Consider the following 20,791-nt stretch of genomic DNA (forward strand, 5'->3'; position numbering starts at 1 on the left):
TAACCATTTGATTCATTTCAAATTTTTCAAATGCTTATTACTCTACAATTTTGTCTGTCCTCGTATTTTGTGTAGCTTTTATCAACCAATTGTCAATTGTTTTTACTAAAACCATAGTTAATCGACCAGAACGATTCTCAGTTCTTTGGTTCGTTTTAAAATTTGGCCAGACCCATGTAGCATGTACTATTGCAATATAAGGGCTCAACATTTTTATCTTAATATCTCTCAATTCATAAGTCATATTTTGTTGTTGCTCTTGTAATATTTGATGAGCCTTCTGATGATTTTTTTGATTATCGTTTTTAGATTTATACCATGTCCCAGACCATGTTATAAAGTCTGTATCTTCTGTAAAAAGTGAACCCCACATTTCCATATCATGGTTATTCCAATAATCCACATATCTATCAAAAAAAATCTTGATTTCGTTTTCTGTTGTCATCATTATATTGTTTTTTAAAGTACTTGATCTTTGAAGGAGCTTTTGCTGTGCATCATATTCATTATTAAAACATAACAGTAATAAGCAAGTTAAAGCCGTTAAGAAATTGAAGCTATTTATTTTCATATTTGATTATTTTACATTCACAAAATTAGACTGAATTCCAGGGGTTATCTGTGATTTGAATCACAAAAAATTACTAGGCCAATAAATAATAGTTTATTTTTATAAAGGTTTTAAAATCTATTTTAATAGTAAGGAAGTGGAAAAACAACAGACGATAGCATCATTTTATGAAATTCTTCAGTTAAAGTATCCTTATGTTTTATCTGAAAACTGGGAAAAACTCAAAGAAATATCTGAAATAAGGCATTTACATAAAAATGAGCTGTTTATAAGTATGGGGGAGCGTCTTCGATATGGTATCTTTGTGGTAAATGGATGTCTTAAACTTTCATTTATGGACGAAAATGGCCAGGAACGGATTGCGGCTTTTAATACAGAAACCGAATATGTAGATAACTGGAATGATATTCACCAACAAACAACTTTGCCATATTCTATTTACGCTAATATTCCTTCAACCATTTTACTATGTCCATTGGAAAAAATGACTAAGATTTTTAAAAAAGAATCTGATTTATTACAGCTCTGTATTGATTTATCCCAATCAATGATTAAAAAGAAGGAGGAACATTATTCAATTTTAACCCTAAAAACTCCAATTGAACGTTATAAGTACATTTTAAAAAATAGAAAAGAATTAGTCAACAACCTATCAATCACAGATTTAGCAAAATATTTACATCTATCTAGGGAAACTTTGAGTAGAGTAAGAAAGAATTTTTTAAGAATGTAAAGATTAATGACTTAAATCCAAACTCCCCTTCCACCACTGCCCACCCTTACTTATTATGCAATATTAAACACCATCTATTTATTAAAAATTTTTGTTAATTAATTTTTTAAAGCATAAATTAGAATTAACACAAAACAAACCAATTACCCATATTAATGGATATTTTCAATTTACAAATGCATGGCATTTCTAAAGGCCTTAAGGTTGGGGACCTTCAAATCGCAGATGTAGGCGAAATTGTTCCTGCTTCCTTGATGGTTCATGATCTGGATGGGCTACAACCCATCGGGTGCACCTATATGAACAATTGGGGTTGTGAACGTTTGGGTACTTCGGTGGATGAAATCAATCATCTTGGCGAGTCATATTACGATCAATACTTTGTAAAAGAAGAGTCTAAGCACATATTTGTGGGGATGGACAATTACCTGAAGATCGGCGATTTCGACAAGCAGTATAATTTTTTTCAACGGGTAAAACTTCATAAAGATGATTTTTACACTTGGTTTTACACCGTCCTCAAGGTTGTTTCCTTTGATCTAGGTATTCGAATGGATCATAAAATCATCATTCTATCCTCGCCAATCATCGGAATGGACCATCTCATTTCCCGAGTGAATAAAACGCTGGAACAAAATAGCTTTATCCAAAATAATTATAAGAAATTTGCTTTATTGACCAAGAGAGAAAAAGAAATCATTAAACTGGTAGCTAATGGTAAATCCACTAAGGAGATTGTTGAATTGCTATTCTTATCCCCACTAACCGTTTCAACCCATCGAAAAAACCTGATCAGAAAGATTGAATGCGAGAATTTTGCGGATCTCTTAAAATTTGCCGTTATTTTCGATTTGATTTAATCTTTCACACAAAACTACTTCCTGCCCAAATAATTAATTCGCCTTCTTCCTAAAATAATAAGGATCATCAAAATTCTTATTCTTCTGTATATAGGCAAATCCGCCTTTGATATCTATAATCCAATTGAATCGATGGATCATGTCCGCTCCTAAATAATTGGAGCGTTGTTGAAAACCATCGCCTAAAAAGAAATTTACAGGAACTTCATTAAATTGAAAAGCACCTAACTGAAAATTCGGTAAAACGGAAACCATATTATGAACTTCCTGACCTGAAGAATTTTTCATTATCTTTTTCTCTATAACCGGAAGCTCTTCCAACTTAAGATCTTCTGAAATTTTTTGCTTATAAAGGACAGCTCCAGAAAATCCAGATTGAAGTAAAAATTCGTCGGTTTGCATCTTCTCCCCGCTACTACTTGATGCTTCTACAAAAAGTTGACCCCTATTTAGTTTAAGCGGTAATTTGCTGTATGCCGAAATATCCGGCAACCCTTCGTAAAGCACAAATTTAGAGGCATCAAAATCCATCTTAAACACCTTATTTTGGAACATTTTTAACCCAATTTTACCTTCCGCACCATAGCCTGTAAGTTCATTATCCCAGATCCAGATACTATCTACCGTAACTCCAGCTACCTGAATGCGATTAACCTTGCTCAAACCTTCAGGAAACTCTGTCGTATCAAACTTCACCGAACTCATTTTCCGCTCCCGATTAGGTGCCAATGAAGCTTCCTGCATAGAAATCTGAAACATGAGATCAGCAGAGTCCTTTTCATTGATCAAAGCTTTAACCAAAATATTATAATGATCATTAAGCTTAAATGGAATTGTATCTTGACCATTTGCAAAACCTACAACAGATATACAAAGAAGGAAAATTAAAAAATATCGGTTCATTTGGAAAATATCTTAATATTATTTCAAAAAATGAAACTTTATAAAAGATTAAAAAAAGGTACTAAGGTATACCAAAGGATATACATAAGTGCAATGCCCATTATACCATCAATCCGAGCAGGTTTATCGGCTTTATTGATGTATTGGTAAAGTAAATATAACAACCAACCGCCGTGCAAAAAGGCTACATAGATAATATCCGAATAAACCCAATCCAACAGCACATCCTTCTTCAAAAGAAGTACAGAACTCATGGACAACAAAACGGAAAGCCCCGCCAAATAAGTCGCCCTCACTTTACCAAGCCTAACCACCAAGGTCCCTTTTCCAGCAGCTCGGTCGGCATCATGATCAGGTATTCCCGCCATGATAATCGCCGGAACAATGGAAAAGAACAAGGGTATACCAACCACCCAAGAATAAATATTATTCAACGCTCCACCCTGATAAACAAAACCACAGATAATAACGGCAAAACTATGCGTAAACCCCACCACAATCTCGCCCCAACCATTGTAGGAAAACCGTAAAGGCGCGGCAGTATAAGATACCGCGATCAAAAACAAAAGGACAGTAACCAACAAAACTTGCATAGCAGAGGCAATGGCGAATATGCCCATGAACACACAGAGAACCGCCAATACTACCAACAGATATTTCAAGGAATTGGTATAAGCTTTTTCACTCAACACACCATCGACCAATACCCTTGATCCCCCAGAAAATGTACTGAAATGCTTATTCAACCGATCGGTTTCCCGATCTAGATAATCGTTACTGAAAACCGTGATCACCTCGATCACAAAAAGAACCAGATATCCCAATACGAAAATCCAAGGGTTAAAAGACCCTGCTAGTTCTGCATACAAAAAGGCACCGATAGCATAGGCAAAGAAGGTCATGGGATAGAATTGCAATCTGATCGCCTTGATCCAGGGCATGATCTGGTCCATCAACTTCTCCCAAGGAGTAAGAATGCCATTTTCTAGGGCTTTTCCTTTATGGTAGGCTTTGGTCAGCCACTCCTCCTTTTTTTCATCAGAAGAATGTTTGACCGGACTGATCAGCATGCTCCTAACAGGACTCACCCCACAGAATTTTAAGGTAGCATTTTGCAAAGATCTTCTTGAAGGTGCTCCATTGATCAAACGGTCTATCAATACAGGCGTATCCATGGTAATGATCAGCTGGGCAGTTTTTGGGCTGAGCAATTTTTTAAAGGCATCCGGCTGAATCTCGTAAAAGGCAAATCCAGGAACAAATACCCGATCGATAAATCCCTTTAATAAGGCCGGCATATTTCCCCACCAGGTCGGATAGACAAAAACAAGATGATCCGCCCATTTGACCAACCGTTTGGCCTCTTTGAGGTCTTCCTCTTCAAATTGATCCTGCGGGGAAGGGATCTGAACATGCAGATCGAAATGAAGGTCAGCGACATGCAGGAATTCCACATGCGCCCCAGCTGCCCTTGCCCCTGCTACATAGGATTCGGCTAAGGCCGCATTATAGCTGTCTTTACGGGGATGCCCCAAAATAACCAAAACCTTAATGCTTGTTTCCTTCATACCTGCTCTTTTAGAAAGAACAATAAAGCGAAGCAACTGTTTAATCGAAATACAATTCTTCCGCCAATCGTTTGATTTTAGGTATGATATTGGAGATATAGGTCCTGGAACTTTCCAATCGCTCAGGAATATGTTGATCAGTCGGGTCCAGGTCTGCAGCCAAAGTTAAATTTACCCCTATTATATTCTCCCTCAACGTATAGATATAATCTACATTGTTTTCAATATCCCAATGCACGATGCATTTTTTCGCTGCATCCACCTGCAGCTCCTTAAAAATTTCAAAGCCCTGCTCCCATGCTTGAATATATCGATGTTGAACCAATAATTTCTCCAGCAATTCTACATCTGCTTGGATGGCAATTTCTTCTTGATACATGATCATCTAATTTTGTGTTAATCCATTAACTATCAAGATCAAAATTAGGGGCTACATGTCGTATATAGGTTTCAACTTATAGAACTGAACCAATTCCACCAACCGCAGTCAATAATCAGGTTTACAGACGCTTAGAAGTTCGGATTTATAAATCCGATCAAGTTAACTGTGCTGTTGCCGATATGCAGTAGGTGTCAATCCGGTGCTGTTCTTAAAAACCGTATTGAAGGCCGTCTTGGAATTGAATCCAGAAGAGAATCCAATAGAAACAATATTATAAGGCATCATCTTTGGATCTAACAATAGTTCTTTGGCTCGCTCTACTCGGAATGAATTGATGAACTGGAAAAAGTTTTGCTGAAAACCGTTATTGATGATGTAGGACAATTGATGGCTACTGAGTTCCATTTGATTAGCCAATTTCAACAGGTTTAATTCCGTGTCCAGAAAAGCCTCCTGCTGTTCCATCAATAGCATCAGTCTTTCTTTGCCAGCCAAAAGATCCTCATCACTCATCAATTTGATCTTTTGTTGGTTGGGATTGGATTCCTCTTCCTCCGATTTTTCAAGCTCTTCAACAATGTCCAAACCTTTAGGGAATATCTCCTTCTGTCGGATGGAGTAAAATGCCACCAAGTAAAGGATAAACAAGAAGAAAAGATTCGCGAAAATATTTAGGTTCCTAGTGGGTAAGAGCAGGTTATAAGCAAGGATCAATAAGGATGATGCTATAAAAGAATAGATAATATATTTTATCCATCGCAGATCCACATCTTGGGTATGGGATGAAAACGATTGGATAAGCTTTTGATGCCGGTGTACCTTAAAATACGCCAAAACCACACAGGTAATGGCATGGCTAAAGAACAGGACCAAAATCAGGATATGATAAGTCTTTTCAGATAAAACTTCTTTTAAGGACAGGGCAATCAGTATCAGGAGTGGAACCAAGAAAAGAATAATTCGATATTTCCCGAATTTATAATCTGGATTGGTATAATAATAAACACTGATCAAAAAGGTAAGCGGCACCAGGAATTGAATGAATACCACGCCGACTTGATAGATAACATGATGTTTTAATGATCCAAGATAAAGCATTTCATCCAACCAAAATGTGGACCAGAAAATAGCAAACACCCCGAACCAAATATTCGCTTTCCGATTGACTTGGACAGCATGGCTGAAATTAAGAAATGCAAGGAGGAACATTCCTCCAATTAGAAAAGCTTTGATTAGGACTTCGAAAGTAAACATCTGTACGTATTAAAGAGGCAATATACACAAAGTTTAAAGCGCCAATTTACACAAAGTCGTACAAACCATTCTTCCAACCTAAAATTTTATTGGAATCTGCCTGGAGCCAATTCTTCAGCACAGTAGCATACACCTTCCGAAAGTCTTCTGTATATATCAAATCTCCTTCATGGAGGTTTCTCAGATCCGGAAGCGCATTGAGCATCCCTTGTTTCTTCAATCCTCCACTGATAAAGAAAAGTTGATTGGCCGTTCCATGATCAGTACCATTGCTGGCATTCTGTGCCACCCTCCTTCCAAATTCCGAAAAGGTCATCAATAAGACATTCTTGAAAAGATCATGTTTTTTCAAATCGGCAACAAAAGCTTTTACCGCTTCATTGATTTCCTGGAATAACTTCCCTTGTCTATCATTCTGGTTCACATGGGTATCGAAACTTCCGATAGATAGGTAATATACCCGGGTATTGATATCCGATTTGATAAGCGAGGAAATGGTCTTGAATTCCTTTCCTAATCCTGAGTTTGGATAGGAATCAGCAGTTGCTTTGGTCTTGCTCTTATCAAAGATATAATCGGCATTATTGATGGTTGAACCTAAGGTGCTGTACAGATAGGAAACCGTTTCTTCCTCATGATCATGTTGCTGGGCTAGGGTTTTAAGATAATTTTCCTGGCTCAACTGGTATAGTTTCCGTGGCTCCTTGAACGCAAAAGCCTTATTATTCTTTCCTTTTAGGGCCAAGCTCAACATATCATCCACCTCCAATGCCTGTGTGGGATGCGGACAATCGTAACAGGCTTCATCCAAATACCTTCCTAACCAACCTGTTTCCAGGTATTCGTCCGATCGGCTGGCCGAATGCCAAATATCCATGCTTCGAAAATGGGATTTATCCGGATTTGGATACCCCACATTATTTAAAACCGCCAGTTCGCCCTGTTCATATAATTTCTTGAAAAAGCCAAGGTTAGGATTGATGCCGGCCTCATCATTCAGGCGCAGGGAATTTTTGATTCCAATTTGGCTTCTTTCCCGAAAATAAATATCATTTCGGGTCGGGATGATGGTATTCAACCCATCATTTCCGCCTGTAAATTGCAGTACTACCAATATATTCGGCCTATTTTGGAGTGAATTATCTATTTCCAAGGCCTTCAGAAAGTTTGGTAGCATCATAGATGCGGAAACCAAACTGCCCATCTTTAAAAACTCTCTTCTCTTGATATACATATTCTCAGGATTACATCAGCTGATATTCCGGTGTGGACATCAAGTTGATCATATTCATTTTTATTCCCTCATCTGCAAAACGTGTAGCAACTTTTTGAACGCTTTTATTTGGTGATTGCAGGATATAGTCCACTAATTTCTTGCCTTTGAATGTATCATTGACTTGATTCCAGTCGATTTCGATCTGGGGGTTCTTGAATTGTCTTAAATTGCTGTTCTTATTCTTGGTCCCCATGTCCAGATCATCATCCAGCGGAGCATCGTAGTCCATTGGCCTTAAACCAGTCCAGATTTGTGGCATCTGAAGCCGGAGCATCAAGGTTGAACTATCTATCCAGGCTTTTCCATTCGGCCATCCGGCCACATTGGGTGGATATAACAACATTTGCCCCAATAAGCGTTGATAATCTATTAGATTTTCGGGATGTGCCACTTGCATGGGCATAATACGCATCATGCCTACCATCAATTCAATGGGTGATTTTATACGGTTGCCAATATGTTGTGCTTCGTAGAACCAATCGCTCAGAAAGATGCTATCCAATAATTTTTGGATAGCATAATTAGCTTGATAAAAGATGGAGCTTAACTCTTGAACCCTCGCTTCATCTACTTTTTCATTCACGAAGAACTTATAGATCTTTTCGGTTATAAACCGTGCCGTTTCCTTCTTTTCCAAGATAATATGCAGAACATCCTCCCCTGAAAAATTACCCTTCTTCCCTAAGAACGTCTTTTCGCCAGTATCATGTTGATTTTTACGTTCAATAAATTCTCCTTGTTTATTATATGCCCAACCTGTAAATGCCCTCGCCCCTTCCCTTACATCTGTTTCCGTATAATTCCCCCTTCCCAAGGTGAATAATTCCATGACCTCCCTTGCAAAGTTCTCATTGGGATGGCCTTTTTTATTCTGTTGGTTGTTCAGGAAATTCAACATGGAGGGCGATTGGCTGACGGCAAACAAGAGATCCTTGAAATTACCTAAGGCATGCCGACGGATGCTGTTCAGCAATTGTTTGCTAAACCTGGGATTAACAGATCGACTCGCAAAATGGCCGTGCCAGAAAAAAGCCATCTTTTCGTTCAGTTGGGCCTCGGAAAGAATCATCTGGTTCATGAAGTCGATATTTAGATCCAGGTTCTGGGAACGGTTTAATTTTTGGGTCTGTTTCCGCTTCTCTGCATTGTCCATAGGGTTATAAGCATCTTCCGTTGGCTGCTCTGGCTTTTGGAAATTCACTGGCTGGAACTTCTGGGGCTTAGTTAAGCTGCGGTAGAGGTCTTTGATACTGCTTTTATCTATGGTCGGAATCTGTTCCAGCGCTGGCCCAAAACCTGCGCGCCATAATAAATGCAATTTTTGGGTTAAGGTTTCCCCTTTCATAAGACGGTTTTCTAATTATATACCAATTTACGTAAAAATTATAACAAGTGATTTATGAATTTATTGTAAATTGTCGGGTATTTTTTACCTACTGAATTCAACATTATGCATCCAAAAAATATAGAACGCGTTTATAAAATGTCTTTCGCAGGGGTTTATCCGATGTATATCCAAAAAGCGGAGAAAAAGAACAGAACAAAAGCGGAAGTTGATGAGATTATCTATTGGCTTACGGGTTATGATGAAAAGACCTTACAGAAAGCCATAGATGAGAAAATAAACTTGGAGGATTTTTTCGGGAAAGCACCAAAGATGAATCCGAATGCTGTAAAAATCACCGGGGTAATCTGTGGCGATCGAATTGAAGAAATTGAAGATAAGCTGATTCAACAGGTTAGATATTTGGATAAGTTGATAGACGAGCTGGCCAAAGGTAAGGCAATGGAGAAGATTTTAAGGTCATAATTTTATGGAAATATGATCAAAGGATCTATTACTCTGTAATATTTCCATTATGCAAACGATTGAATGATTAAGGCTGGTTTTCCAGCGTCATTTATTCATTATCTTGGAATAAATGAATGAAATGATGAAGAAACTAGCCATAATCAGTTTTTTGATCTGTGCCAGCAACCTATCCTTTGCACAATCAGAAAATGACCTTTCTTTTTTTAACAAGAAAAATCTGACGAGTCTAACCAAAAAGGCGAATCAACAAGCTATCCAAGAAATCCAGCATCCGGTTTTGCGTGAAGTTGCAATACAGATGAAAAATGGAAACTACCCTTTAGCGGAAAGATTCAAAACGTATGAAAGCTTCTTAGACCCTAAAATTCTAGCTAAAGAATTAAAAACCAGCCCTTACTCCCAATTTGAAAATCCTACCGGAATTTATTTTTCAGCAAATGAAGAAGTTCTTGTCTGGGTTGAAGAAAATGAAAACCAAAAACTAAACTTATTGGTCACCAATTGGGATGATGAACATTTTAGGATGCACTCCTATCCTTTAAAAGCTGGATTAAATAAATTCCAAGTAAAGGATAAGGGCAATTCTTATATCCAACATTTCTATGATGAAGGAAAACCCTTTAAAAAATTAAAGATCCATATCCTTTCTGGTAAAATAAACGGTGTGTTTGATGCCCGAAAAGATGATAATCACAAGTACCAAAAGATACTGAGTTCAGCCCATGGCCCTGTTATCGATTTAGTAGGTAAAAAAGTACACCTTGCCTATTCCAAAGAATCGTTAAAAAAAGGAACCCCAGAAAATGGTAAAGGATTAGTAGCACTATATGATTCGATAATTCATATTCAACATGAGATCATGGGTTTGGTAAAATATAAAAAAGAACCTAAGAACCATATGTTTGGCCGCGTAATTTGGAAAGGATTTATGCATGCAGATGGATTGGGTGCTGCTTTTCATGATAATACCATGAAAGATCTAGCGGACATCAATCGGCTACGGAAAAATTCTTGGGGTGTTGCCCATGAGTTTGGTCATGTCAACCAAGTTAGGCCAAATATGAAATGGACGGGTACAACGGAAGTAACCAATAACATATATTCCGTTTGGACACAATATGTTTACAATTCCCATTCCCCTAAATTGGAACATGAAAAACTGAAGGATTATGATGAGCCTAAAATTGGAGGAAGGATAACTGCCTATATGGAATCTGCATTTGTGCATGGTCAGCCTTGGTTAACCCAAGCGGGTCCAGACCGTTGGGATAGAGAGCGTAAAAGAGATTGGGGTGGTGATCATTTCGTCAAATTGGTTCCGCTATGGCAATTACAATTGTACTTCCATGAGGTTGGTGCTGGTAAGAAATGGGGAAATAAGGACTTCTATGGTGACATATTTTATAAAGCTATCCAAGAACCTGTTTCAGATCAGGAATCCGAAAGCTACTATCAATTACAGTTCGTCAAGAATGCTTGTAAAGTGAGTGGATTAGACTTAACCGATTTTTTTAAAAAATCTGGGATCCTTGCTCCGATTGATCTTATTGTAGACGATTATACGGTTGGGCGTATGTTGATTACCGATCAAGACATACAAGAAGTAGAAAAATATGCTTCCCAATTTCCGAAACCAAGCAGTCCTGTTATCCATTACCTTACGGCGAACAGTATTTCAATTTTTAAGAATCAAGAAGTATTAAAGGGTAAAATTAACGAAGGATTTTCGAAGGAAAAGGATCGTTTGATCATCGATAATCTAGCTTGGCCAGGTGCAGTTGCATTTGAGACGTATCAGGGCGATAAATTAGTCAAAGTCGCATTCCGTGGTGCTGGTTTCACCAATAACCAACACACCATTGTACATCTTCCAATTGGTTCCACCAAAGTAAAGGCAATTGGTTGGAATGGGGAGAAAATTGATGTAATTTAAGCTTGTAGATACTTTGTATATAGGTATTAATAGCCTTTAAACAAGGTTGGCATATTTTTTATCCTGATATGAGTACACCAATTCATATCAGGATGAAAATAGCACAATCACTAATTTTAGGCGTTTTAGCCATTTCTCTTACTGTCGGATGTTCAGGTTCGGGAGATAAATCCAAGTCTGGAGAAACAGAAAACGAATCAGGAGGATTATTTTCTTCCGGTTCTAAAAATGAGGCGCAAGAAATCATAGATTTCAATAACAAGATGGTTCAAACGGAAAATAACCACAATAGTTTTATCCGTAATTACATTCGCGCAGTCGATAACCTGGATTACTTCATCAAACAAAAGATGGCCAATCCAGAGGCCATAGCTATACCTCCCATTTTGGTAAAACCTGTAATGGTCAATCAATTAAAAGATTTAAAAGCCCCAAGCTCTTTAAAAGGTGATTATGCAGTATGGATAGACAGCATGCAAACCAGTTTCACTGCCCTGCAAAGCCTATATAAGGAAATGGAAAACTATAAATCTGCCGAAGATTGGAAAGAAGACAGTGGAAAAAAAATGGAGCATTTTAGAGCCAAGGGTTTAGCAGAGATAGATAAGAATGAAAAGGCATCTAAAGCAATTTTTACTGCATTACGTCCTGAAGCGGATAAAGCAGAATCGGAAATATTGAAGGATCATCCTTTTAAGGATCAGATTATTTCTTCTAGGAAAATCATGGAATACTGTAAAGAAATAACCATGGGTACTTATGATGATGTGAGTAACCAGGCTTTCAAAGCCAATTTTGAAAAACAGTACAATGAATTGGAGACTTTATTGAATAAAAATAAGGAGAACCCGATTAAAGGGGATCAATACGAAAGTAACAACCGAAGATTCAACACTTTCAATGAAGCAGTGGATACCTATCTTGGTAAAATGCGCATTATTCAACGTGAAATGAATTCGTCAAGCGAGATTTCGGAAGGAGCATTTACAGATTTAGACAATGCTGCCCAAACGGTGGTGAGCACCTATAATAATTTTGTAAACTAATTTTTTACCGGTGGAATTTGGAGATCACTTGGATGATCGGAAAAGCCACCGTTTCTGATGGGGCGAGGGGTAGATATCGTCTGAAACTGTAGAATAGTCTTGGTATTCTATTCATTCGTCCCATTGGATTATTGATATCCGGAAAACGTGGATCATGGAAAGCAAAATTTCCTGCAAAAAGGATATCCTTGATCATCCAATCGTTGACCGATTTCTTTTCTAATGGAAAAGGTAAATTCTCCTCTCTTAATCCCATATACTTGACCAAGGTATAATGGAGTTTATTCATCCATGCCAATACCCCCAATTTCTTGTAAACAAATTTCAATCTGTCCCCATCCAATTTTTGGTATTGGGTATGGTATAAACGGGCAACATCACATAGTTGCCTCAAACCAATGCCATAGCCCACTTGATGGCTAAGGATATGTACATTGAGCATGATGGAATTTAAAAATGGATTGGGCATATGGGTCTGAAAACCTTGACTTGAAATGGGCTCAAATGCCTCTTTTTCTTCAGTCAGTAGCTTATTAAGAAATTTTAGGTTCCAGGGATTTCTTGCTTGTATCAGTCGTTGATGATGTTCTACATGAAGACCTTTCCAGTCGTATCCACAGCTATATCCAGAATGGAAATGGATGTTCGTTTTCAGATCTACCATGAGCTTGAAGGCTTTATTATAGGGAAAGCCCCGTTCAAAATACCAATCGATATCTCCGCAAACACGCAAGAAAGGATCCGGATAATATTGGGCAACGGCCTGCCCCTTTTGAAGAATTGGCCGAATACCTTCCGCATTATACAATCCATCCAATTCGGAAATGATCGTATTCATTTTCTCGTTTTTTTCCCTGATCTGCTGTTCGCGGAGGATCATTTTATATAACATAGGCTGCTCGGGCATAAAGTAAGAAGGAAGTTGTTGGGCTGCATGAGCAATTAACCCATCGAGCGTCTGAAAGTAGGCTAGTCTATATACATTTTCCCAATCTGGGTTTTTTAGCTCCTGAAATTTATCCAATGCGAGGGGTTTTCCCCATAAGGCAAATTTCAGGAGATCTAAAAAAACCACAACGGATTTTTGATATAGGATATCCTGCTTTATCATCGTGCAACAAATAATCCTTCTCGGAAGAAATGCGTCAGGATCTGCCGAACATCCGTTTGTGCCCTTTGGGCTTCCACTTCGAAAGTCCGCAGAACAAAGTCCACGGCATCCTGCTCTTCAAAATCCCTCCCTTTAAACTCCTCAATGATCATGGCGGCCGACTCGGAAAGGGTAAAAACACGGGCCATATCGAGCATTTCCAATCCAGGTTGCAACATGATGTAATCATTGCCAACCTTTCTGACCGATAAGTGGGTTAAAAATTTCATAGGTAGATGATTTTTAATTAGCTCGCACGCATCTTACGTTCTTGAACGGTGATTCGATGACATCAACACCAAGCGTCTGTACATTCAGCAGTTCCGCCTCCATCATATCCCCCAAAGTATTAGTCATCAACAAACTGTAGCCCCCTAACCCAACTAAACCCAATATATTGGTTCCATTGGTCGAACTCCAGTATTCGCCGGTAATACCAAGATTACCAAAGGTTACCTGCAATAAACCTTCAAATATCCCTACAGAAAGACTTCCGCCATTATAATTAAAATGGAGATCATTGCTTGGATAAGGCGCTGCGGTCCCTGTAGCGTTGGTATATTCGAGATAACCAAGGCCACCTGTGGCACCCGTGGTATTGGCCTGTCCGTTAAGATATAATGGTGGTGTTCCGGTCAATGCCATAAGGTCATTATTGGTTGGCATGCGCCATTTACCTGCTGGATATACTTCTGCACAAGGATCACCATTCACCCCAAAACTTTGCGGAACAAGGCCTTTGAAGGAAAAGAAGGTGTTTCTTTCAGAAGAATGGGCATAGGTATGGTGAAAGCGATAAGGATTGTGTCCACCTGCATAATACAGGTTTGCACGACCCCAACGCACTCCTCCCACAGTCAATGGTGATTCGATCAGATTGACCAATAACCGGTGATCATTGGCTACTACCGGGGTTACATTAAAAGTAAACACCGATGGTGTAGCGGCTAATAAAGCACTGAAAGATCGCACAGTATTATCGTCAATATTTAAAGAAAGATCGGTCATGGTCACTGTCAGGTTATTAATTGCTGCTGTACTTGGTGTATATACATAGGCGATTTTCCGATCGGCATAGGGAGGTTCAATATCCACAAAATCTGCCCAATCAATACCGTTGGCTGCAGCTGTAAGAGTTCCCCAAGTACCCGATGCCAAGTCAAATGTCCCTGAGTAGGCCGATAAGCCTGTAACTGAAACTACCGCAGAGGCCATGTCTGCAAACATCCCCATGGTATTCAATTCGATTCCTATCCTGGATACCATATGATCAAATACGATACTGACAGGAACATCAATTGGGGTTGGTCCTGTTGGAACGGAAAATGTACCTGCATCATACAGAATATCTTTGTTGGCAGGTAATGAAAGGGAAGTCACGGTAGGTGTTGCTGGGTTGACATCTACAGGTGATTCACTATTGTTATAGGATAAAGCATACCATTTATAATCCACACCTTGATCCACTTCGATCTCGGCAGGGACATCTGATGTCAGTTCTGTTGAACTGACGAAGCTATTATCCGCCTTATAGAGGTAAAGCCTATATTTTACCCCGGGATCCATTGCTGCTCCCATTACCTGTTTAGAAGCTCCTTTTCGGGAACTCGATTTGATCATTTTTCTACCTCCTGCGGTCCCTAATTCGTGGTCTACAGAAAGGGAAGCATCGAAACCGGCGAAATGCAATTCTGCGACTTCCTTAGCACTAACTTCCTTGGAAGATGCCGAAGCCTTCGCTTCGCCTTGGGCGTTCTTTATACTTTCATCGATCCCATCTACTCGTACCGAAATCTTAGTTTTTTTTGGAATGGCATCATCCGCGTTCATTTGTTTGGAACATCCTACTAGAAGAAAATACGCGGTACCAAGGAAAATAACACCTGCTAATTTCCAATTGAAGTGATTTGTCAACTTTTCCATAATGTGTGTAATTAGCTAGGTTTATAAATCGTTATCATCCATACCGCCTGTTCCCTCATTCCAATCGCCTACGGATGGATTTGGTGAGGCAGTTACTGATTCGGCAGCAATTCCTTGCTCGAGCTCCACGTGCGTAACAGACATGCTAGGCACGATATAATCTTTTCTTTCATCATTTTTCATAATATTGTCTGTTTTGGGTTATTTTGTTATAATAGGATTTATAATTACCTATCAGTTAATTACACTTTTATGAACATTCCATCAATAAAAATTGAACCTTATCGTAATCTTGAAACTCAAAAATAATTTTAGCGGTACTCTTGGAAATAATATTTACAGCAGGTAGATAATCGTAGTTATTTATGCTTCTTTCTGGGTATCTAGCATTTATAGGAACAATGTTAAAACAAATATTTCATTAATACAAGCTTAATATTGTCTTAACATTAATTTTTTATACTATTAAGCTTTTTTAGCAATATTTTGTAGATATACAGCTACTTTATAATCTACAATATTATCTATTTAAGATATTTTTGTCTTATTAGATTAATTAAAAACCTAAATTTCCTCATCCAGCCTTTTTTTACTGGTTCTTCGCCATATCCATATCCGTAGCCATAACCATAGCCTAAAGAAAAATCTACGTCATTCAGTAAAAAAGCCATTTTCTTCAGTTTCCCTTCTTCAAAACAGCTTTTGGAAACCTCTAAAAGTCTCTTGTCCAAAAATTGTGCTCGAACGACATAAATGGTCAAATCGGCAAGTTCAGAAATCAAAAATGTATCGGTCACTAATCCCACCGGAGCCGTATCTACAATGACAAAATCATAATTGTCCCTGCCGTATTGGATAATCTCCTCAAACCGTCCATTCATGAGCAATTCTGCTGGATTAGGGGCGATATATCCCGAATAAATTAAGTCAAACCCAAAACCCTTCGCTTGCGGAATGATAAGGTCTTTAACCTGGTAATTTTCGTCTACCAGGAAATTGCTGATGCCTGGTTGGGTATGCCGAAGGTAGGTCAGGTTGAGATAAGCGAGGATTTTTGGGGACCGGATATCCGCCCCGATCAATAATACCCGTTTATTAGCAAAGGAAAGTACTTTTGCCAGGTTAGTGGCAATAAACGACTTCCCTTCACCAGCTATAGTGGAAGTAACAAAATACACCGAAGCTCCTTTGACGTTCTTGCCCATCAGGAACCGAAGGTTGGTGCGTAAGATCCTGATAGCTTCTGCAAGCGCGGTCCGATCACTTTCTGCTTTAATGTCCTGATGAGACCGGGGTACTTCGCCTAAGACCGACACATCCCCTATCTTCAGTAAATCGGCCTTGCCCTGCACCTTGATATCCAAAGAAAACTTAAGGTAAAGCAGGGATAATGGCAATAGAAAGCCTATAGCCATGGAAATTGGCAAAACCAACATTTTACGCGGGGAAACCGGTCTCCAAGTAGCATAAGCGAGATCAACCACCTTTAAGGTAGAAGGAGTTGCCGACAGGTTTATCTCATTTTCCTCCAATTTTTGAAGTAGGAATAGGTACAAGGTTTCGATCGTTTTTTGTTGCCGAACAATATCCTTGTACTTTCGCTCATTCAATGGCATACTGGCTTTTTTTCCTTCAAACTGCATGCGTCGGCGTTGGTGCATATTCACTTTGGAGGTCAATACCTGCCTGGAATTGGCCAAAGAACGCGTGATATTAGCATGGGAAATGGATACAGCTTGCTCTAAATTCTGCAGGACAGGATTCTGGGGACTCGCTGATTTCTGAAGTTCGTTTCGTTCCAGGAGCAGTTCATTATGGGTTTTGATTTCCGATTGGATGGTCAGATCCGATAGCCCGATATTGACCGGGAGAAGGTCCAAATTACTGTTTTGAAGGAGTTCATCCATCATATTGACCAGCTCTAATTGCATCTTGGCATCCATGAGTTCCTTTTCGCTCTCCACAGCTCCCTCCGCCCTGATGCTCCCCTCCAGATCCAAATCCAACACCTGATGCTGCTGTTTAAAAACTTCCAATCTGCCATCTGCAGCCTTCAGATTCTCCGATATGATGGACAATCGATTATTAATGAAATTACTGGTGGATTTAAACACCCTGGCCTTATCCGCCAAGGCATCTTGATTATATTGCTGGATCAAGGAATTGACCACTTCAATCCCTTTTTCTCTCGATGCATAACGAAATACAAAATCGACCGCAAAGGATAACACATCTTTGGTTGGAGAAATCTGCATTTTACCCCGTAAGATATCCACCGTGATTTCCTTTGGCATATAATTGATCTTTACAGGAGTTCGCCAAGATATTTTGGGGTTCGGAACGAACATGATCTTTCCGATCGGAGATGGGATCGCCTTACCCAACTTGATGGGCACTTCCTCTTCTTCGTCATTTGTGAGTATATACACCCCACTCTCCTGCCTAATTTCGACCGAGTAAGCTTTCCTTTCCAAGAGCGGAGAGTTTGGCTCCAACAAAATCATTTTCAAAGGGGATTCCTGGGCAGGGATCTCCTTTTCCCTGATCAGACCCTTCTGGAAATAAGTGATCTCATAGCCATTGGCATCCACCACCTTCCGCATGATCCTTCGGGATTGCAAAACCTGGATCTGATCATTTACAAATGCGGCTGAGGAAGTGCCTCGGCCCGCTAAATTGGCCAACTCGGCAAGACCAGCCATTTCTCCACTTGCTTTCTTTTCATCTTGCAATAATATCTTAGCGTAGACCTCGTAAATCCTAACAGAATATCGCAGATATAAGAAGCCGATCAGGAAACAGACCCCCATGGATACCACAAACCACTTCCAATAATGGGCATACCTTTCCAATTGGGAACGGATATCCATCAATCGTTTTTCATGATCAAATTCCTTTGATTCTCCGGTTTTCATATTGGCAGGTTTATAAGTTAAATTTAAACTATAAATTTTATTTTTTCTTATAAGATAATTATAAAATTTGTTTTAAAAATTTAAACAGCTATAATACAGTCGTTTAATTTAAATTATTTTATTTCCTCAATCCCTCATGATATTTAAATAATAATCGTATTTTAGGGAAACCTATTTGAATAGCTAGCGCTATTGATTAGATCAATTTAAACTTAACAGACCAACATGATGAAAAGAACCGTTGCCATAGCATGTTTGCTAACCGCTTCGCTTTCTACAGGATTCGCACAGACGTGGAAACCTGTAGCCGACAAGATCCTGAGCCCTTGGGCAGAACAAGTAACCCCTCAAAATGCACATCGCGAGTACCCCAGACCACAATTGGTTCGGCAGAACAATTGGCAGAACCTCAATGGACTCTGGAAATACAAGGTTAGTCCAAAAGATCAAAAAACCGCCCCGACTTCTTGGGATGGCGATATCTTGGTGCCTTTTGCCATAGAGTCTGCGCTGTCAGGGGTCGGAAAAAGAGTTAGTAAGGATGATGCGATATGGTACCACAACCAGATCACTATCGACAAGAAAGTGAACAAGGGCAAGGTGCTCCTGCATTTTGGCGCGGTGGATTGGCAATGTGACGTGTATTTGAATGGCCAACATGTCGGAAGCCATGAAGGTGGATTTGATGCCTTTTCCTTTGACATCAGTAAGGCGATCAAAAAATCGGGCAAACAGGATTTAACGATCCGTGTATGGGATCCTACGAGTGAAGGACCTCAACCTAGAGGGAAACAGATCATCAATCCGCATGGGATATGGTACACGCCAGTTTCAGGCATCTGGCAAACGGTATGGTTGGAAAGTGTTCCTCAAACCTACATTGTATCTACTAAACAGACTCCTGATATAGACCAAAAATCCTTAGCCATTCAGGCTGCAATCGAAGGCGCCCAGGCTTCGGATGAAATTCTAATTGAAGCTTTTGATGGCGGTCAAAAAGTAGCGGAGGTAAAGGGTAGTCCAGCAGATCTGCATCAATTGAAATTGAATGACCTGAAACTATGGAGCCCATCTAGGCCTCACCTTTATGACCTACAGATTAAAGTGCTTCGAAAGGGTAAAGTGGTAGATGAGGCGAAGAGCTACTTTGCGATGAGAAAGATCAGCAAAAAGAAAGACGCTCAAGGTATTGAGCGTATGTACTTAAATGATGAGTTCATCTTCCATTATGGTCCTTTGGACCAAGGGTGGTGGCCTGATGGGCTGCACACCGCTCCATCTGATGAGGCATTGAAATTCGATATCGTCAAAACCAAGGAAATGGGTTTCAACATGATCCGGAAGCATATCAAAGTGGAACCGGCTCGTTGGTACAGACACTGCGACAGCCTAGGCATTTTGGTTTGGCAAGATATGCCAAGTGGTGACCTAGGTGGCAATTTTTGGGATATGCAGCCCGGAAAGATCAGTAGTGCAAAACACGATAAGGATAGATCGCCTGAATCGGAAGCTATTTACAGAAAGGAATGGAAAAGTATTATGGCGCAATTGCATAATTACCCAAGTATCGTGATCTGGGTTCCTTTCAATGAGGCTTGGGGACAGTTCAAGACCAAGGAGATTGTGGATTGGACGATACAGAACGATCCATCAAGATTGGTGAATGGGGCATCGGGCGGTAACTTCAATGCACCTGGCCATATTTTGGATATCCATAATTACCCGGATGCGGCCATGCCTAGCCCAGAATTGTTCGGCGATAAATATATTTTGGCACTAGGAGAATTCGGAGGGTTGGGCCTTCCGGTTGAAAACCATACTTGGCAACAGAAGGATAACTGGGGATACCAATCTTTTAAGAATGCTGATGAACTGAAAAAGCGGTACAGTGGATTGGTAGATCATTTAACCAGGTTGATACCATTGGGATTGTCGGCAGCGGTATATACACAGACTACTGATGTGGAAATTGAAACAAATGGTTTGATGACCTATGATAGGAAAGTGATCAAGATCCCTGTAACAGAATTGAATGGTATTCATCAAAAACTTTATAGTAAGGAATTGGTGAAATAAGCAGGTTGATTTATTAATGGAATTATAATGTTAACAATAATGTCATGCTGAGCGCAGTCGAAGCATCTGTACGGTTGTTTACGAACAGATGCTTCGACTACGCTCAGCATGACAAAAAAAATCAAATCATCAAAATACAATCATACCATCAATAAAAAACCAAATCATCAACTACAATTACAGTCTCCCCATTGCTTTCCCATCACAAAACACTACATCATTACCTCAGCACAGCCAATGTGTAATATCTACACCATAAGCAAAATTTATTAACCTCAAACACCACTACATCCACCTAACTACCAACAACATACCCCCTCCCAACCTCTCAAAAACATCCCCAAATAAATCTGTAGTAGTGATGTATAAACATAAAATTTTAAAACAA

18 protein-coding genes are annotated in these 20,791 nt (G+C 39.4%); 6 read left to right on the forward strand and 12 right to left on the reverse strand.

What is annotated here, in order from left to right; translation table 11 throughout:
- Positions 1 to 37: 37 nt before the first annotated feature.
- Positions 38 to 571, reverse strand: coding sequence for a YybH family protein (locus E3D81_RS04345; RefSeq protein WP_134776545.1), 534 nt, complete (start codon positions 569 to 571; stop codon positions 38 to 40).
- A 136-nt stretch (positions 572 to 707) separates the two neighbouring features.
- On the opposite strand from E3D81_RS04345, the gene E3D81_RS04350 reads away from it, so the two are divergent.
- Positions 708 to 1,304: a Crp/Fnr family transcriptional regulator gene (locus E3D81_RS04350; RefSeq protein ID WP_134776546.1), complete on the forward strand. Its 597-nt coding sequence runs from the start codon at positions 708 to 710 to the stop codon at positions 1,302 to 1,304.
- Between the two features lie 155 nt (positions 1,305 to 1,459).
- Positions 1,460 to 2,164 carry a LuxR C-terminal-related transcriptional regulator gene (locus E3D81_RS04355; RefSeq protein WP_134776547.1) on the forward strand — a complete coding sequence of 235 codons (705 nt, stop codon included), beginning with the start codon at positions 1,460 to 1,462 and terminating at the stop codon, positions 2,162 to 2,164.
- Between the two features lie 33 nt (positions 2,165 to 2,197).
- Here E3D81_RS04355 and E3D81_RS04360 read toward each other — a convergent pair whose 3' ends face one another.
- The 6 genes from E3D81_RS04360 to E3D81_RS04385 all read right to left on the reverse strand — a co-directional run bounded on the left by E3D81_RS04360 (position 2,198) and on the right by E3D81_RS04385 (position 8,892).
- On the reverse strand, positions 2,198 to 3,067 hold the full coding sequence (locus E3D81_RS04360) for a hypothetical protein (RefSeq protein ID WP_134776548.1): 870 nt from the start codon (positions 3,065 to 3,067) through the stop codon (positions 2,198 to 2,200).
- Between the two features lie 38 nt (positions 3,068 to 3,105).
- On the reverse strand, positions 3,106 to 4,635 hold the full coding sequence (locus E3D81_RS04365; protein ID WP_134776549.1) for an NAD(P)H-dependent oxidoreductase: 1,530 nt from the start codon (positions 4,633 to 4,635) through the stop codon (positions 3,106 to 3,108).
- A 40-nt stretch (positions 4,636 to 4,675) separates the two neighbouring features.
- Positions 4,676 to 5,014, reverse strand: a complete 339-nt coding sequence (locus tag E3D81_RS04370; protein WP_134776550.1) for a hypothetical protein — start codon at positions 5,012 to 5,014, stop codon at positions 4,676 to 4,678.
- Between the two features lie 162 nt (positions 5,015 to 5,176).
- Complete coding sequence (locus E3D81_RS04375) at positions 5,177 to 6,271, reverse strand: helix-turn-helix domain-containing protein (RefSeq protein ID WP_134776551.1); 1,095 nt, start codon at positions 6,269 to 6,271, stop codon at positions 5,177 to 5,179.
- Positions 6,272 to 6,317: 46 nt separating this feature from the next.
- The gene (locus tag E3D81_RS04380) at positions 6,318 to 7,505 is read right to left on the reverse strand and encodes a DUF1501 domain-containing protein (RefSeq protein ID WP_134776552.1); all 1,188 of its coding nucleotides are present in this window, start codon (positions 7,503 to 7,505) and stop codon (positions 6,318 to 6,320) included.
- 10 nt (positions 7,506 to 7,515) lie between these two features.
- The gene (locus E3D81_RS04385; protein WP_134776553.1) at positions 7,516 to 8,892 is read right to left on the reverse strand and encodes a DUF1800 family protein; all 1,377 of its coding nucleotides are present in this window, start codon (positions 8,890 to 8,892) and stop codon (positions 7,516 to 7,518) included.
- 105 nt (positions 8,893 to 8,997) lie between these two features.
- On the opposite strand from E3D81_RS04385, the gene E3D81_RS04390 reads away from it, so the two are divergent.
- The 3 genes from E3D81_RS04390 (at position 8,998) to E3D81_RS04400 (ending at position 12,339) form a co-directional block, all read left to right on the forward strand.
- Entirely contained in the window at positions 8,998 to 9,357 is a 360-nt protein-coding gene (locus E3D81_RS04390; RefSeq protein ID WP_134776554.1) for a DUF2200 domain-containing protein, read from the forward strand.
- Between the two features lie 121 nt (positions 9,358 to 9,478).
- Positions 9,479 to 11,293 (forward strand): M60 family metallopeptidase, encoded by a 1,815-nt coding sequence (locus E3D81_RS04395; protein WP_134776555.1) that lies wholly within the window; start codon positions 9,479 to 9,481, stop codon positions 11,291 to 11,293.
- Between the two features lie 68 nt (positions 11,294 to 11,361).
- Positions 11,362 to 12,339 carry a DUF3829 domain-containing protein gene (locus E3D81_RS04400; protein WP_134776556.1) on the forward strand — a complete coding sequence of 326 codons (978 nt, stop codon included), beginning with the start codon at positions 11,362 to 11,364 and terminating at the stop codon, positions 12,337 to 12,339.
- Positions 12,340 to 12,343: 4 nt separating this feature from the next.
- Here the strand turns inward: E3D81_RS04400 and E3D81_RS04405 are convergent, their stop codons facing one another.
- The 5 genes from E3D81_RS04405 to E3D81_RS04420 form a co-directional block, all read right to left on the reverse strand.
- The gene (locus tag E3D81_RS04405) at positions 12,344 to 13,450 is read right to left on the reverse strand and encodes a nucleotidyltransferase family protein (protein WP_134776557.1); all 1,107 of its coding nucleotides are present in this window, start codon (positions 13,448 to 13,450) and stop codon (positions 12,344 to 12,346) included.
- A complete protein-coding gene (locus E3D81_RS04410; RefSeq protein ID WP_099367492.1) occupies positions 13,447 to 13,719 on the reverse strand; it encodes a PqqD family protein in 273 nt (90 codons plus the stop codon). The genes E3D81_RS04405 and E3D81_RS04410 overlap by 4 nt, the downstream gene beginning before the upstream one ends.
- A 13-nt stretch (positions 13,720 to 13,732) precedes the next feature.
- Positions 13,733 to 15,412, reverse strand: coding sequence for a fimbrillin family protein (locus E3D81_RS04415; protein WP_134776558.1), 1,680 nt, complete (start codon positions 15,410 to 15,412; stop codon positions 13,733 to 13,735).
- Positions 15,413 to 15,433: 21 nt separating this feature from the next.
- Positions 15,434 to 15,595 (reverse strand): hypothetical protein, encoded by a 162-nt coding sequence (locus E3D81_RS17185; protein ID WP_167554228.1) that lies wholly within the window; start codon positions 15,593 to 15,595, stop codon positions 15,434 to 15,436.
- Between the two features lie 341 nt (positions 15,596 to 15,936).
- Complete coding sequence (locus E3D81_RS04420) at positions 15,937 to 18,327, reverse strand: GumC family protein (protein WP_134776559.1); 2,391 nt, start codon at positions 18,325 to 18,327, stop codon at positions 15,937 to 15,939.
- Positions 18,328 to 18,552: 225 nt separating this feature from the next.
- Here E3D81_RS04420 and E3D81_RS04425 point away from each other — a divergent pair, with 225 nt between their 5' ends.
- Complete coding sequence (locus E3D81_RS04425) at positions 18,553 to 20,403, forward strand: glycoside hydrolase family 2 protein (protein ID WP_317128170.1); 1,851 nt, start codon at positions 18,553 to 18,555, stop codon at positions 20,401 to 20,403.
- Positions 20,404 to 20,791 lie beyond the last annotated feature (388 nt).

The sequence above is a fragment of the Sphingobacterium sp. CZ-2 genome (assembly GCF_004526235.1).
GTDB classification, from domain to species: domain Bacteria; phylum Bacteroidota; class Bacteroidia; order Sphingobacteriales; family Sphingobacteriaceae; genus Sphingobacterium; species Sphingobacterium tenebrionis.